This window comes from Nocardioides sp. CCNWLW216 (genome assembly GCF_037120545.1).
GTDB lineage: Bacteria > Actinomycetota > Actinomycetes > Propionibacteriales > Nocardioidaceae > Nocardioides > Nocardioides lianchengensis.
Genome location: NZ_JBBBBJ010000003.1, coordinates 210,056 through 222,520 on the forward strand (window position 1 = coordinate 210,056; position 12,465 = coordinate 222,520).

The window sequence follows — 12,465 nt, forward strand, 5'->3', positions numbered from 1 at the left end:
GAGTCAGCACAACTGGTGCTGACTCGGCCTCACTTCGTGCTGACTCGGCCGGTGATCGGCGGGAGGTCCTTCAGGGTGACGATGCCGGGGGGCGCGGCGACGACGTACGGGACGGCGTTGGTGACCGGCATCGCGGTGTAGATCATCCCGAGGTCCATGAAGCCCTCGCTCCAGTCCTGCGGAGGCAGGCAGTGGATGACGGTGCGCATGTTGGGTACGCCGAAGACCTGGATGACGTGGCCGTGCGCCAGTGGCTTCGGGGGTACGACGTGCTCGCCCATCGTCCAGTTGAACCCGACGCTGACCACGTTGCGATCGCCCACCCAGCCGCGGTGGTAGCCCATCACGCCGCCGACGGTGCCGGTCGGGATCGTCATGAAGCCGAGGTCGGTGTCGCCGGTGGCTGCGGTGAAGGTGACGTCGAAGGTCAGCCGGTCCAGGGTCACGCCGAGCGCGTCGGCCATCATCGCGGCCGACTCCGCGAAGACCTCCGACTCGCGGCGGACCGACTCGGCCAGCCCGGGGGTCTCGGGGTCGAGCGAGAAGCCCATCGCGGTCTGCGTCTCGGCCGACTCGTACGTCGAGCAGTCCACCGACTCGGTGATCCTGATCTCGTCGACCTGCTCGCAGGAGCCGCTCAGCACCATCCCGACCAGGTTGGTCATGCCGGGGTGGGCGCCCGACCCGAAGATCGTCGAGCCGCCCCGCTCGCACGCCGTCCGGATCCGCTCGAGGTCCTCCGGTGACTGCTTCCCACCGGTGATCCAGGCCGCGCTGGAGCAGACGTTCACCCCCGCTTCGAGCAGCGCGCACAACTCGTCGACCGAGGGCCACAACGGGTTGTAGCAGCAGGCGTCGGCGCCCAGGGCCAGCAGCGCGGCGACGTCATTGGTCGCGAGGACCCCGGTCGGCGAGGGCCAGCCGCAGAGCTCGGCGGCGTCTCGGCCGACCTTGTCGGCACCGTGGGCGTAGACGCCGACGAGCTCGAGGTCGGGCCGGGCCAGGATCGCGTGCAGCGAGCGCCGCCCGATGTTGCCGGTCGTCCACTGGATCACGCGCAGGGGCTGGGTCATGGTCGCAAACTAGAACGTGTTCCACCTGCTGTCCAGGAGCCTCGTGACCGGAACCACCCCGCCGGGGCTTGAGTCCGGCCCCCCGTCCGCCCCTACGGTGGAGGACGAGCGCGACTCACGCAGCGCGCCTTTCTCGTCCGATCGGACGCCCCATCTGCGGCGCCCCGGACCGTCAGCACCACCGTCGCCCGCCACCCGCGGGCCGCGGCGTACCCGACTCCGAAAGGCCAGTGCCCCGTGTCCCTCATCCCCCTGCGCCGTCCCGACCAGCCGTCCCGGCTGGCGGGCGGCCGTGTCGTGGCCCCCGAGGTCGTCGTCTCCGCCGAGCCGCTGCGCTCCCGGCCCTCGCGCCGCGAGATCGTCGCGGTCCTCGAGCCGGTCTGGGCCGCCCCCAGCGGCGACGCCGGCGACTCCGTGCGTGCCTCGGGCGACCTCGTCGTCGAAGCCGCCGAGCGGCTCACCCGCTTCCTGCACCCCGGCGAGGTCGTGGCCGGCACTCCCGAGGGGCGACTCACCCTGCGGCTGCGCCGCGGCGAGCGGGCCGCCCGCCCGGTCCGCCTGCAGGAGATGGCCTACCACGCGGTCGAGGTCCTCGACCTGGTCGCGGACGCCCACGGTCTGCGCCGCGGCGTCATCGACCTCGGCGTCGGCTGGGCCCCGGTCACCCGCAAGCAGGGCGCCCGCCAGGCCGAGGTGAACGCCTCCTCCGCGGCCGCCGAGTCGCTGCTCCAGCGCGACCTCCAGCCCCGTCACCATGCCGCCGACGTCAGGACGCGCCAGCCGCGGATCAACCTCTGGTCGGCCGGCTCCCAGATCGTGTGGGCGACGCTCGGCGCCATGCTGGTGCCGTTCCTGGCCCTGGTCGGACTGGACGCCGTCGGGCTCGACGTCTCCACGGTCGTCTACTGGTTCCTCGTCGGCGCGCTCTCGCTGACCGCGCTGACCATCTGGGCCGAGAGCTCCCAGGCCCTCGACCCGCCGCGCCCGCCGGCCGACCCCGGTCCGGCCCCGCGCGCGACGGCCGTGATCGCGGCGTACCTGCCCAACGAGGCCGACACCATCGTCGAGACGGTCCGCGCCTTCCTGGCCCAGGAGTACGCCGGCGGCCTGCAGGTCGTGCTCGCCTACAACACCCCCGTCGCGGTCCCGGTCGAGGCCGAGCTCGAGCAGCTCGCCGCCGACCACCACGGACTCACCGTCCTGAAGGTCGCCGACAGCACCTCCAAGGCGCAGAACGTGAACGCCGCGCTGCGGGTGGCCGAGGGCGAGTTCGTCGGGATCTTCGACGCCGACCATCACCCGATGGCCGGCGCGTTCGACCGCGCGTGGGCCTGGTTCAGCGACACCCGCGACCCGGTCGACGTCGTGCAGGGCCACTGCGTCATCCGCAACGGCGACGACTCCGCGCTCGCGCGGCTGGTCGCGGTCGAGTTCGAGCAGATCTACGCCGTCTCGCACCCCGGCCGGGCCCAGCTGCACGGCTTCGGGATCTTCGGCGGCTCCAACGGCTACTGGCGCACCTCCGCTCTCGAGCGGATCCGGCTGCGCGGCTCGTTCCTCACCGAGGACATCGAGGCGTCCATGCGGGTCCTCGCCGCCGGCGGCCGGATCGTCAACGACCCCGGCCTGATCAGCCGCGAGCTCGCGCCCGAGACGCCGAAGGCGCTGTGGAAGCAGCGGATGCGCTGGGCCCAGGGCTGGTTCCAGGTCTCGCTGAAGCACCTGCGCCCGATCCTGCGCTCCTCCCGGCTGACCCTGCGCCAGAAGCTCGGGGCGACGTACCTGCTGGGGTGGCGCGAGCTCTACCCCTGGATCGCCGTGCTCGCCTGGCCGCTGATCGGCTTCTACGCGTGGCGCGACGGCGGGCTCGACCTGACCTCGCCGATCTTCGCGCTGGTGACCCTGTTCGTCACGGTCTCCGGGCCGCTGCAGACCTTCGCCGCCTGGCGGCTGGCCGCGCCCGAGATCCGGCGCCACGGCCGGTGGTTCCTCGGCGCCGCCATCGCCAACATGCTCGTCTACACCGAGGCCAAGAACGTCGTCGCCCGGGTCGCGCACCTCAAGCAGCTGCGCGGCGAGCACCAGTGGGTCGTGACGCCCCGCAACGCCCCCAGCTCCGGCAGCAGCCGGTCGACCGACGTCCCCGAGACCTCCGAGGAGGTGGCCGCATGAGCGCCCAGACCGTCCCCACGACCACCGCGCCCCGCTACCCGCTCGGCTGGCTGCGCGCCCTGGCCGCGTTCGCCGTCGTGTTCTTCCACGCCTACCAGCACAACCGGACCGGTGCCGAGGGCACCTGGCCGTGGTCGGGCACGGCCCACCAGCTGATGACCGGCACCGACCTGTTCGTCGACATGTTCTTCGTGCTGTCCGGGCTGGTGCTCTGGCTGCCGATCGCCCGGGCGGCGGCCGCCGGGGCCACCGACAAGCCCGGCCGGGTGCTGCTCTACCGCCGGATGGCCCGCCTGCTCCCGCTCTACTACGTCGTCGTGCTGCTGGTGTGGACGGCGACCAACCCCGAGCTGCCGGGGCACTGGCAGGACCTGCTGACCCACCTGACGTTCACGCACGTCTACAGCGACGAGTACATCTTCTGGACCAACGGTCCGGCCTGGTCGCTCGGCGTCGAGTTCCACTTCTACGTCGTGATGGCGCTGGGCGTACCCCTCGTCCACGCCGGGGTACGACGGGCCGCGACCCGTCGCGGCCGGCTCGCCGTCGCGGCGGTGCTGCCGGCGCTGCTCGTGGTCGTCGGCCTGGCCTACCTGGCCTGGGCGACGCTGCTCTCGGGCCAGCCGCACACCGACTGGTCGCTCTGGTTCTCGCCGGTCTCCCGGGCCGCGGACTTCGGCCTCGGGATGGGCCTGGCGGTGCTCGCCGCCGCCGGTGTCCGGCTCGGCCGAGTGGCCCGCGCCGCGCTGGCGACCGGTGGCGTGGCCGTCCTGGTGTGGCTGGTCCTCATCCGCCCGATCGATTCGGTGACGGGCGAGTGGTGGCACCCGGCGTACGCCCTCGCGCTCACGGCGGCGTTCGCCTCGATCGTGCTCCACGACGGCCCGTGGCCGGCCGTGCTGGACTGGCGGCCGCTGGCCTGGCTCGGCGGTCTCGGGTACGGCGTCTACCTGATCCACGAGCCGGTGATGCGCCTGCTCGGCCACCTCGGGGCGCTGCCCGAGGCCCGCAGCGGGAGCTTCTTCGTGGTCACCGCCGTGCTCGTGGTCGTCCCCACCGTGCTGCTCGCCTGGGTCAGCTCGCGCACCGTCGAGGCCGCCGGGCTGAGGCTGCTCGCGACGATCGACCGCCGCGGGGCGCCGCGCGACTACTACGCGCACCTCACCGACGGCCCGCGGGCCGAGGGGCGCGAGGACCGCAGCGACCGGGAGCTCGCCGCGAGCCGCTAGCCCGCCTGCAGGCCCGGCAGCACGTCGGCGGCGACGGCCTCCAGGACGGCCTCGTCGCCGACGTACGCCGTCTCCCGGCGCGGCCAGTGGGTGACCAGGTCGGTGAAGCCGAGCTCGGCGACCCGGCCGGCGACCTCCTCGAAGAAGGCCACGCTGGACAGCGCGAACCGGCCGGTGCCGGTGAGGTGCGGGGTCGCGTCGGGCAGGACGTAGCGCGGCACGGTGCCGGGGTCGCGGCCGACCTCGGCGAGCGCGTCGTCGAAGCGGTGCACCGACTCGGCGAGGCCGGCGTACCAGCTGTCGACGGAGTCGGCGGCGTACGGACCGGTCGTGATCCAGCCGCTGCCGTGGGCGGCGGCGAAGCGCAGCGAGCGCGGCCCGTTGGCCGCCAGGAGGTACGGCGTCCGCGGCAGCCCCGGCCGTGTGCGCGCGTCGGCGGTGGAGAACCAGCGGCCCTCGGTGGTGACGTGGTCGCCGTCGCGCAGCTGCTCGAGCACGCCGACGAACTCCTGGAACCGGTCGACCCGCTCGCGCACCGACAGGTCGGCACCCCCGAGGACCTGCGCGTCGAGGTCGCCGCCGGTGCCGAGACCGAGCAGGAAACGGCCGCCCGAGACGTCCTCGAGCGCCTGGGCGTCGCGGAAGAGCAGGTAGGGGTGCCGGAAGTTGGGCGCCGAGACCAGGGTGCCGAGAAAGATCCGCTCGGTGATCGCCGCCGCGGCCGCCAGGGTCGGCGTCGCCCCCGCCCACGGCGAGTCCGGCAGCCCGCCCCAGGTCAGGTGGTCGTAGGTCCAGGCGTGGTCGAAGCCCAGCTCCTCGGTGGCCCGCCACCGCGGCGCCGCCTCGGCCCAGGGCTGGTCGGTGAGCAGGGTGAGTCCGACGCGCATGGGTCGAGCCTAGGGCTTGGGCCCCGGCTCGGGCCGGGGAGCCGGGCGCAGGGCTCGGAGCCCGGCGAGGACGAGCACGGCCCCGCCCGCGACGCCCAGCACCACGCCCCACCAGCTGGGGTGCGTGACCGTGAGCAGCTGCATGGCCAGCGGGATGATCGTGACCGTCATGGCGACCACCAGCAGCCGGTAGGCGACGTGACCGGTCACCGCGGCGCACAGGCACCAGCCGAGCACCAGGGCCAGGGCGAGCAGCAGGACCGTCCAGGCGTCGGCGGTGTAGCTCTCGGAGTCGGCCCCCGGCCCGTCGAACGAGGACCCGTAGATGACCCCGTCCTCCGAGCTCATCCCCGAGAAGGCGACCGAGAGGCTGCGCTCGAACGACAGCACCCCGGTCAGCACGGCGAACCCGAGGACGGTGACCCCACCGGCCACGGCGCCGCTCAGCACCCGGCTCGCCGGCAGCCGCCACCCCGCAGCGGTGACCAGCACCGCGAACAGGGCCAGGGCCAGGGCGATCTGCACCCCCGGGACTCCCTCGCCGTCGCCGGTGCCGACGGCATCGTCGATGCCCTGCAGGTAGGCGACCAGCAGGCCGAGCACCCCCGTGACGACGAACGGCCCGCGGCGGGTCAGGGCCAGTCCGACGGCGGAGAGCAGGACGACCAGCAGACCCGCGACGTACGGCGTCGCGTCGTGGGTGTCCATCGCCACCGCCACCATCAGGCCGACACCGACGCCGCCGAACGCGCCGGGCCAGGCGACCAGGTCGCTCGCCCGGTCCCCCTGCTGGAGCCGGAGGTAGGTCCCCACGGCGAACAGGAGCAGGCCGCCCGTGGCCAGCAGGCCCACCGCGAAGTTGGACAGGTCGAGCTCGCCGCTCTCGCGCGAGTAGAACGCCGACAGCACGACCGCGGTCGCGAGGAGGGCCACCCCGAGAGCCACCACCGGACGGTCTCGGTCGAGGGACGGGCGCGGCGGCGGGGTCTCGATCACGGCGAAACCCTAGGGGGTACCGCCCCCTCTCGGATGGACTCCCGGGGAATCGGCCTAGCTCTGGCTGGCCAGAGCGAGCGGCAGCACCTCGGCCGCGCCGGCCCGCCGGAGCGCCCGGGTGGCGACGGTGAGGGTCCAGCCGGTGCCGACCAGGTCGTCGACGAGCAGCACCCGGGCGTCCGGGGGCAGGTCGGCGTGGAGGTCGTAGCGCCGCCCGACGGCAGCCACCCGCTGGGCGGAGTTGGCTTGGCCCTGGCCGGGCGCGACGTCGGGGTCGACGATCGCGAAGGTGCCGGCGAGCGGGACCTTGAGGTAGCGGGAGAGGCCGGCCGCCAGGTCGGCCACCAGCGTGGGCCGGGTCGCGGACTCGACGTGGACGACGGCGTCGACCGTGGGCCGCCAGTCGCCGAGGACCGCGACGACCGCCTGCACGAGCGGGATGGGGACCGGCCCGTCGGGGGTCTCCGCCCGGAACAGCTCGCGCAGCGCCTGGCCGTAGCCGAGGTCGGTGAGCCGGGCGACGACCCGGCCCTCGCTGGCGGCCTCGCTGATCCGACCCTTCCAGTCGATGCCGAGGCTGGCCAGCGCGGTCGGCCACATCTTGCGGGGCTCGAGCGGGACGCCGGGGCGGGACAGCCGGGCGTCGGCCTCCTCGACCGCCGCGGCCGACACCTCGGTCGAGAGCTGCAGGCCGCCGCAGTTGTCGCAGCGCCCGCAGTCGGTGGCGTCGGGGTCGTCGAGCTGGTCGCGCAGGTAGCGCATCCGGCACACGTCGGTGTCGAGGTAGTCGAGCATCGCCCGCTGCTCGCGCTCGCGGGCCTCGGTCACCCGCTGGTAGCGCTCGGCGTCGTAGGACCACGGCTGCCCGGTCGACTCCCAGCCACCGCGGACCCGCCGGACGGCGCCGTCGACGTCGAGCACCTTCAGCATCGTCTCGAGGCGGTTGCGGCTGAGGTCGACGTGGGCCTCGATGGCCGCCGTGCTGAGCGGGCGGGCCTCGCCGGCCAGCACCTCGAGGGTCTGGCGGACCAGCTCCTCGCGCGGGAAGGCCAGCGAGGCGAAGTAGGCCCAGATGTCGCGGTCCTCGAGCGCCGGCAGCAGCACGACCACGGCCTCGTCGGTGCCGCGGCCCGCCCGGCCGACCTGCTGGTAATAGGCGACCGGCGACTGCGGCGCGCCCATGTTGACCACGAAGCCGAGGGTGGCGTCGAAGCCCATCCCGAGCGCGGAGGTGGCGATCAGCGCCTTGACCCGGCCCGCCGCGAGGTCGGCCTCGAGGGCGAGCCGCTCGGTCTGCTCGGTCTGGCCGGAGTAGGCCGCGACGTCGTGGCCGCGCGAGCGGAGGTAGTCGGCGATCTCCTGGGTGGCCGCGACCGTCAGGCAGTAGACGATGCCGGAGCCGGGCTGCTCGGCCAGGTGGTCGGCCAGCCAGGCCAGCCGCTGCTGCGCCGTCCTCAGCCGCACGACGCCCAGCCGCAGCGACTCCCGGTCCAGCGAGCCGCGCAGCACCAGGACGTCGGCGCCGAGCTGCTCGGCGACGTCCTGGGTGACCCGCGCGTTGGCGGTCGCGGTCGTCGCCAGCACCGGGATGCCCGTCGGCAAATCACCGAGCAGGGTGCGGATGCGCCGGTAGTCGGGGCGGAAGTCGTGGCCCCAGTCGGAGATGCAGTGGGCCTCGTCGACGACCAGCAGCCCGCAGGTGGCCGCCAGCTTCGGCAGCACCTCGTCGCGGAAGCCCGGGTTGTTGAGCCGCTCGGGACTGACCAGCAGGACGTCGACCTCGCCGGCGTTGATCGCATCGTGGATCGGCTGCCAGTCCTCGATGTTGGTCGAGTTGATCGTCACCGCCCGGATGCCGGCCCGCTCGGCGGCCTGGATCTGGTTGCGCATCAGGGCGAGCAGCGGCGAGACGATGACCGTCGGGCCCGCCCCGCCCGCGCGCAGCAGCAGCGTGGCCACGAAATAGACCGCGGATTTGCCCCAGCCGGTGCGCTGGACGACCAGCGAACGGCGGCGGTGCACGGCCAGCGCCTCGATCGCCGACCACTGGTCCTCGCGCAGGGTGACGTCGTCGCGTCCCACCAGGGCGCGCAGGTGCGCCTCGGCCTGGGCGCGGACGTCGGTCGCGGTGGTCGGAGTGGTCATGCGGCCTGTCTACCAGCGCGCCCCGACATTCCGTGCGCGGCCGGGGCCGGGATGGTCCACACTCGTTGTTCCCCACCAGGAGCCGGTCGAGGAGGCGCGATGACCACGGACGTACGACGGCAGACCCGCCGCAAGGTGACGCTCGAGCTGCTGGGCCTCGTGGTGCCGGCGGTCGCGGCCGTGCTCCTCTCCGGCGAGCTCGTCGTCGACTGGGAGCGCCGTACCTCCGTGCTCGTGGGCCTGCTGACGGCCGCGGTGCTGGTCGGGTCCTGGCTGTGGCACCGCAGCCGGCATCCCGCCGACCTCTCGCCGCCGACGCAGGACGAGGAGGACGCTCGGGAGGACGACGGGGGTCCGTGGAGCCCGCTCGACTCGCTGGTCGCGGCCGCGCTCACCGCCGTCGTGGTGGTCGGCGGCCTCGCCCTGCTCTGCTGGCTGCCGCTGCTGGTGGTCCTGCTCTTCGCGGTCGCCGACAGTGGGTCCGACCCGGGCGACGTGCTCCTCGCCGTGGGCGCCACGCTGCTCGTGACGGTCGTCCTCGAGGTCGCGGTCCTGGGTCCGCTGAGTCGGCGCTGGGACCTGGCGCACCACGACGAGCCGGCCGCCAGCCCGGCCTGAGCCCGGTCCTGCTTCGGGCGGGCGGGTTCCGGGTACTCCCTCGCCATGGCCCACCCCGTCCGCCGGATCATCGCGACCCTGCCGGGCCTGCTCGCGCTCTCGGTCTACCTGGTCCTCGCCGCGGGTCCGATGACCCCGGTCGACGCCGACGTGGACACCGGGCTCAGCAACGGGCCCAGCACCGGCCAGCACCGGAGTCCATGACCCGTCCGGGCCATGCCCGGGCTCCGCGACGGCGACCTACCGTCGCGCATGCGCCGTCCCTCCCTCCGCTCCGCCGCCCCCGTCCTGCTGCTCACCGTCGCCCTGATCGCCACCGCCGGCGGGGGTGCCGTCGCCGGCACCCTGATCACCGGCAGGCAGATCAAGGACGACACCGTCACGACCAAGGACATCAAGAACCGGTCGTTGCGGACGAAGGACCTCTCGACCGCGACCGTCGCCGGCCTCCGCGGTGGCGCCGGTGCCGCCGGTGCTCCCGGCCTGGTCCGCGGCTACGGCTGGGTCAACGGCACCGCCGTCAACCGCCAGTCCGGCGGGATCACCGCCACCCAGTCCGCCACCGGTGTCACCTGCGTGCGCGTGCCGGGCGTCTCGTCCCTGACCTCCGTCGCCGTGGTCACCCTGGACTTCACGCTGGACTCCACCTCCCCGGGCGTCCAGACGTACGCCGAGGTCTCGTCGAACCCGAGCGGGTGCCCGTCGTCCTCCGACTTCCGGGTCGTCACCTGGTCGCGGGACGCGAACACCGGCGTCCGGACATACGGCTTCGAGCCGTTCTACCTCCTCGCGCCCTGACCCGAGAGGTCAGTGCGGCCGCGGCGCGACGCCCAGCCGTGCGCAGGCGGCGTCGTACAGCGCCACGACCTCGCGGCGGATCTCGGCCCGCTCGCTGATCGGGCCGGCCGGCCAGGCCACCCGGACCTCCTCGTCGCCGTCGGGCGTGGTCGCGGCGAACACGCCGGCCTCCCCGTCGAGGCCGGTCATGGCCGCCGCGGTCGCGTCCGGCCGCGCGAAGGCGCGAACGATCAGCAGGCTGTCGTCGGTGTGGTCGTCGTTCATGTGCGCGAGGACCGCGGTCACGACGGACTCGGGGAAGGTCACGGCGGCAGCCTAGGCCGCTGGCCCCTTCGCCCGGACGTCGGCGACCCGGCCGGTGGCGTCGCGCAGCTCGGCGAGCCAGTCGCCCTCGTGCTGGCCGACCAACCGGACGCACCAGGCCAGCGCGTCGGCCCGGGACCGGGCCACGCCCGCGTCGACGAGGGTGTCGAGGACCAGGCGCTGCGGCTGGCGCAGCCGGGTCATCACCGGCGTCGACACGTGGGTCCACAGCTCGCCGTGGGCGTCGTCGCCCTCCCCGAGGCGCACGCCCCACGACACCTTGCGCCCGTAGCGGTGCTCGGCCTCGCGGGCGATGGCCATCCGGGTCTCGCGGGTCTCCTCGCGGAACGCCTTCGCCCGGCCGGCCCGGGTCTCGGCGACCTCGACCGCGGAGGCGTCCTCGGCGGTCGTCACGTCGGGGACGGCGAGCAGCACCGTCACCTCCTCGCGGTCCACGGTCACCTCGGCCGGCGCCGCCGACCAGGCCTCCGGCAGTCGACCGGCGAACCAGCCGCGGATCCGCTCTCGCGTCTCGTCCTGAATCATGATTACATGCTTACACCTTTGCAGCACCAGAACCAAGGAGTGCGGACATGGGCGTCGACGAGCCCGGTCTCCCGACCCTCCATGCGTGGGCGGGCGGCGACGCCGCCGTGCGCGCGCTGATCGACGCCTTCTACGACCGGGTCGAGGACGACGCGCTGCTGGCCGGGTTCTTTCCGGGCGGCGTCGACGAGCGACACCGGGCCCACGTCGCCGCCTGGTGGTGCGAGGTGCTCGGCGGCGCGGCGTCGTACACCGACGACCTCGGGGGCTATCCGGCGATGCTCGACCGTCACCGTGGGCTGGCCATCACGCCCGAGCAGCGGCACCGGTTCGCCGCCACCATGAGCCTGGCCGCCGACGACGCAGGACTGCCGGACGACCCTGAGTTCCGCGCCGCGATCGTCGGGTACGTCGAGTGGGGCACCCGCCTGGCCCAGCAGAACTCCCAGCCCGGTGCGACGCCCGTCGAGGACGCGCCGGTCCCCCGCTGGGGCTGGGGAGTGGCCCCGCCCTGGCAGGGGTGATCAGGCGGTGCGGGACCGGCGGATCAGGGCGCCGAGCGCGGCGCCGGCCAGCGCCGGGAGCGCGACCAGCAGGGTCAGGAACACGAATCCGTCACCCAGCTCCTCGCCGAAGGAACCGGAGGCGTCGGGCTCCAGCAGGACCGCGGTGAGCGCGATGCCGACCGTGGTCCCGATCCCGGCCAGCACCCACACCGCGGCCGCGGCCGGGTAGGGACGCCGCGAGCCGTCCCAGACGGCCCAGGCGAAGCCGATGGCCATCACCAGCACGAAGTAGAGCAGTCCCGCCCCGAGCGCGTCCCCGCCGTCGGTGCGGTCCAGCACGAGCAGGAACACGGCGTACACCGCGACGAGGAGGGCCGCGCGCAGGACGGCGGCGGCGATCACGCGGAGGACGGGCATCGGGTCAGGATGCCACGAAGGACTCGCCCCGCAGCGCCGGTACGACGTCCGTCGCGTCGAGCTCGCCCGCGACCTCGACGTCGCCGGGGTGGCCGGCCGCCACCAGCTCGCGCCCGCTGGCGCATGCGCGCAGCGCGGCGAGCACGTCCGCCGCGACCGCGTCGTACGCCGTGACGGCGAGGCGGGCCTCCGGGCTCGGCGTCCCGGCACCGATCGCGGCCAGGATCGCGCCCGCGCCCCAGAGATCCTCGACCGCCGGCCGCAGCGTCCCGTCCGGCCACCGCTCGCCCGCGGCCACGACGGCGACCGAGGCGCCCGCCCGGACCCGCTCCGCGAGCACCGCGCCCACGGCCCTCGCGTTGCGCAGGCAGCCGCCGAGCACCTCCCCACCGGCCGTGGCCAGGGCGAAGGAGATGCTCGACCCGTTCGGGCTGGGCAGCACCAGCCGCTCGACGCCGCTCGCGGCGCGGACGCTCAGCGGCGACAGGCTCACCTCGCCCGGCCCGGCCTGGCTGCGCCCCACGGCGAGCACCGCGTCCCTCGTCAGCGCGTACGACGTCGCCCGCACGTCGCGCCAGCCGAACGGGAAGACCTCGATCCCCCGCTCGACCGCGACCGACAGCGTGGTGGTGAACGACAGCACGTCGACCACCACCGTCACGTCGGCCGCGACCGCCGCCGCGCCGGTCGGGCCCCAGTCGAAGCGGACGTCGTACGACGCCTGCTGCCAGGCGGGGTTGGTGGTCTCGATACGCGTCACGCCCCTTCGCTCCGG

14 protein-coding genes are annotated in these 12,465 nt (G+C 74.2%); 6 read left to right on the forward strand and 8 right to left on the reverse strand.

Features of this window, described 5'->3' with window-relative positions:
* Positions 1–29 precede the first annotated feature (29 nt).
* Complete coding sequence (locus V7S47_RS08655) at positions 30–1,073, reverse strand: NAD(P)H-dependent amine dehydrogenase family protein (protein ID WP_336561192.1); 1,044 nt, start codon at positions 1,071–1,073, stop codon at positions 30–32.
* 237 nt (positions 1,074–1,310) lie between these two features.
* Between V7S47_RS08655 and V7S47_RS08660 the strand changes: the two genes are divergently transcribed.
* Positions 1,311–3,245, forward strand: a complete 1,935-nt coding sequence (locus V7S47_RS08660) for a glycosyltransferase (protein WP_336561193.1) — start codon at positions 1,311–1,313, stop codon at positions 3,243–3,245.
* Positions 3,242–4,474, forward strand: coding sequence for an acyltransferase family protein (locus tag V7S47_RS08665; protein WP_336561194.1), 1,233 nt, complete (start codon positions 3,242–3,244; stop codon positions 4,472–4,474). Before V7S47_RS08660 ends, V7S47_RS08665 begins: the two co-directional genes overlap by 4 nt.
* On the opposite strand, the gene V7S47_RS08670 is transcribed toward V7S47_RS08665, so the two are convergent.
* Genes V7S47_RS08670 through V7S47_RS08680 form a run of 3 tightly spaced genes read right to left on the reverse strand, consistent with a single transcriptional unit; the run spans position 4,471 to position 8,502 of the window.
* A complete protein-coding gene (locus V7S47_RS08670) occupies positions 4,471–5,361 on the reverse strand; it encodes an LLM class flavin-dependent oxidoreductase (protein ID WP_336561195.1) in 891 nt (296 codons plus the stop codon). The genes V7S47_RS08665 and V7S47_RS08670 overlap by 4 nt on opposite strands.
* Positions 5,362–5,370: 9 nt before the next feature.
* The gene (locus V7S47_RS08675) at positions 5,371–6,357 is read right to left on the reverse strand and encodes a hypothetical protein (protein WP_336561196.1); all 987 of its coding nucleotides are present in this window, start codon (positions 6,355–6,357) and stop codon (positions 5,371–5,373) included.
* Positions 6,358–6,411: 54 nt separating this feature from the next.
* Positions 6,412–8,502, reverse strand: a complete 2,091-nt coding sequence (locus tag V7S47_RS08680) for a RecQ family ATP-dependent DNA helicase (RefSeq protein ID WP_336561197.1) — start codon at positions 8,500–8,502, stop codon at positions 6,412–6,414.
* A gap of 99 nt (positions 8,503–8,601) precedes the next feature.
* Between V7S47_RS08680 and V7S47_RS08685 the strand changes: the two genes are divergently transcribed.
* Genes V7S47_RS08685 through V7S47_RS08695 form a run of 3 tightly spaced genes read left to right on the forward strand, consistent with a single transcriptional unit; the run spans position 8,602 to position 9,918 of the window.
* The gene (locus tag V7S47_RS08685) at positions 8,602–9,120 is read left to right on the forward strand and encodes a hypothetical protein (protein WP_336561198.1); all 519 of its coding nucleotides are present in this window, start codon (positions 8,602–8,604) and stop codon (positions 9,118–9,120) included.
* 45 nt (positions 9,121–9,165) lie between these two features.
* Positions 9,166–9,324 carry a hypothetical protein gene (locus V7S47_RS08690; protein ID WP_336561199.1) on the forward strand — a complete coding sequence of 53 codons (159 nt, stop codon included), beginning with the start codon at positions 9,166–9,168 and terminating at the stop codon, positions 9,322–9,324.
* 48 nt (positions 9,325–9,372) lie between these two features.
* Entirely contained in the window at positions 9,373–9,918 is a 546-nt protein-coding gene (locus V7S47_RS08695; RefSeq protein ID WP_336561200.1) for a hypothetical protein, read from the forward strand.
* A 9-nt stretch (positions 9,919–9,927) separates the two neighbouring features.
* Here the strand turns inward: V7S47_RS08695 and V7S47_RS08700 are convergent, their stop codons facing one another.
* Positions 9,928–10,224: a DUF2470 domain-containing protein gene (locus tag V7S47_RS08700; RefSeq protein WP_336561201.1), complete on the reverse strand. Its 297-nt coding sequence runs from the start codon at positions 10,222–10,224 to the stop codon at positions 9,928–9,930.
* Positions 10,225–10,233: 9 nt separating this feature from the next.
* Positions 10,234–10,767, reverse strand: a complete 534-nt coding sequence (locus tag V7S47_RS08705) for a hypothetical protein (protein WP_336561202.1) — start codon at positions 10,765–10,767, stop codon at positions 10,234–10,236.
* Between the two features lie 47 nt (positions 10,768–10,814).
* Between V7S47_RS08705 and V7S47_RS08710 the strand changes: the two genes are divergently transcribed.
* Entirely contained in the window at positions 10,815–11,291 is a 477-nt protein-coding gene (locus tag V7S47_RS08710; protein ID WP_336561203.1) for a group II truncated hemoglobin, read from the forward strand.
* On the opposite strand, the gene V7S47_RS08715 is transcribed toward V7S47_RS08710, so the two are convergent.
* A complete protein-coding gene (locus V7S47_RS08715) occupies positions 11,292–11,690 on the reverse strand; it encodes a hypothetical protein (RefSeq protein ID WP_336561204.1) in 399 nt (132 codons plus the stop codon).
* A 4-nt stretch (positions 11,691–11,694) separates the two neighbouring features.
* Positions 11,695–12,450, reverse strand: coding sequence for a 2-phosphosulfolactate phosphatase (locus V7S47_RS08720; RefSeq protein ID WP_336561205.1), 756 nt, complete (start codon positions 12,448–12,450; stop codon positions 11,695–11,697).
* Positions 12,451–12,465 lie beyond the last annotated feature (15 nt).